Origin of the sequence: Methanoregula sp. (genome assembly GCF_002835825.1) — an archaeon.
Taxonomy (GTDB): domain Archaea; phylum Halobacteriota; class Methanomicrobia; order Methanomicrobiales; family Methanospirillaceae; genus Methanoregula.
The window spans coordinates 1-2,272 of record NZ_PIZH01000352.1 but is presented as its reverse complement, the minus strand read 5'-3'; the positions used below and the strand labels follow the sequence as shown (position 1 = coordinate 2,272).

At 50.9% G+C, this 2,272-nt stretch carries 1 protein-coding gene; it reads left to right on the top strand.

Going from position 1 to position 2,272, the window contains the following annotated elements; translation table 11 throughout:
• Positions 1-126 precede the first annotated feature (126 nt).
• The coding region (locus CW742_RS10920) for a PAS domain S-box protein (RefSeq protein WP_292420316.1) at positions 127-2,272 on the top strand (2,146 nt) is incomplete at its 3' end.

Below are 2,272 nucleotides of genomic sequence, written 5' to 3'. Positions count from 1 at the left end.
AAAACAACTTGAGATAACACTAACAGTGGAAATGACCTTGACAACAAAGAACTCAGATTCGTATCTGTATACTGAGCATGGGAGATCCAGACAGCCTAACCAAATAGGGGGCTGATCAGCCGCACGGTGAAGGACATCACCCAGCCGGACGACCTCTCCGGGGACATGGAAAGTATCCGGATGCTCATGGACGGAAAAATTCCAGTGTACCGGACGGAAAAACGCTATATCCGGAAAGACGGCAGCACCCTCTGGGGAAGCCTCACGGTATCTGCGCTCAGGAGCGCAGACGGTTCCGTGGAATACCTCATCGCCCAGATCGAAGATATAACAGAGCGGAAAGATGTTGAGATCGCAATCAAGAAGAGTGAGCATCAATTCCGTGAGACGCTGGAACTCCTTGACGAGGGGTATTATCACTGCACGCTCGATGGCAGTCTGATTGAACACAACCTTGCCTTCAACCGTATCCTCGGCATCGAAATGAGCAAAAACATGAGGGGAATCATGATGCCGGAATTCTGGCAGGACCCCCATAAACGAGAGGAATACCTCAAAGAACTGATGTCAAAAGGCTTTGTCAGGAATATGATCATCGATGCAAAAACCATTGATGGTAAACCCATCACGGTCCTGGCAAGCGCCCATCTCATCAGAGATGAGGGGAGAGACCAGACTATTGAGGGCACCTTCACAGATATTTCTGATCTCCGTAACACGGAGAATGCTCTCAGGGAAGAGCGGGAATTCTCTCACCTGCTGCTGGATGCGTCTCCGGCTTTTTACGTTGCTATCGACAGTAATGGCAGGACGCTTATGATGAACCGTGCTCTTCTCGATGCACTCGAATATACTGAGGACGAGGTGAAGGGAAAAGACTACCTGACATCGTTTGTCCCACCGGAAGACCGCGAGAGTCTGCAACCAGTTTTTGAAAAAAACAGATCCGGAACAACAACCGTCAATGTAAACCGCATCATCAGTAAATCGGGAAAAATCTTCATCGTAGAATGGCACGGGAAACCGGTGAAGCAGACACAGGGAAAAAAAGTTGGCTTCTTTGTCGGTGTTGGTATAGATATTACCGGGCGCCGCACGGCAGAAACAGCACTCCGCGAGAGTGAAGCGCGACTCCGTTCATTCATCGAGACAACGCAGGACGCAATAACCATCATTGATGAAGAAGGGCAGGTGATCGAATGGAATGCCGGATCAGAACGGCTCTCCGGTATTTCCCGGGCTGACGCACTCGGGAGGTTCATATGGGACGTAAACTTCCAGCTCGTCCCTCCGGAACGCCGGACGGACACAATGTATGCGGAACTGAAAGAGTCGATGAAAAAAGCCCTCGGAACAGGAATTCCGGTTTTTCGTGAACCCAAAGTCTTCGAAGCTGCCAGACTGGATGGCACACGGTTCTTCTCACGCCATACGATCTTCCCCATTAAAACAGCCAGGGGGTACCGGTTCGGTTCTGTTGTGCAGGACATCACGAGTGAGAAGCTGGCAGAAGAGGCTCTCCGCGAGACCACGAGAAAACTTATCGAGGCCCAGGAACTGGCACACCTGGGATTCTGGTCCTGGGACGTGAAAACCGGGGATGTTGAATGGTCCGATGAAATATTCAGGATCTTCGGTCTCGACCCCCGCACGTTCAAACCCACAATCGACTCGGTCCTTGCCCGGTCACCCTGGCCTGAGGACCATGAGCGGGACAAAGAGCTGATAAAGAGAGCAATAGAATCCCACGAACCGGGTACATACGAACAACGATTCCTCCGACCGGATAATTCCACTGGCTATTACTATTCGACCTTTCAGGGCCGGTATGACAATTCCGGCAACCTTGTCTCTATTATCGGCACTGTCCTGGACATTACCAAGCGCAAAAGAACTGAAGAAGATCTCCGCGAGAGCGAGAGCCGGTTCCGCACACTGGTAGGCCAGATGCCGGTTGGCATTGCGATGACAAAGAGGACGGACAAAAACGAAGACGTCATCTATCTCAATGAGAAATTCACGGAAATAACGGGTTACACGAAAGACGCGATCCCGTCATTCGATACATGGGCCAAACTGGCATATCCTGATCCGGAGTACCGCCGGATTATCGCCGCCATGCTCCCTGACGTATATTCAGAAGCTGCTAACAATCTTACAAGCAACCCACGGGTAACAAAGGTGACCTGTAATGACGGGACCGCAAAAGATATCGAGTTCCGGTATACCAACCTGAAATCATTCGGGTTCTGGACGATTACCGATATCACCG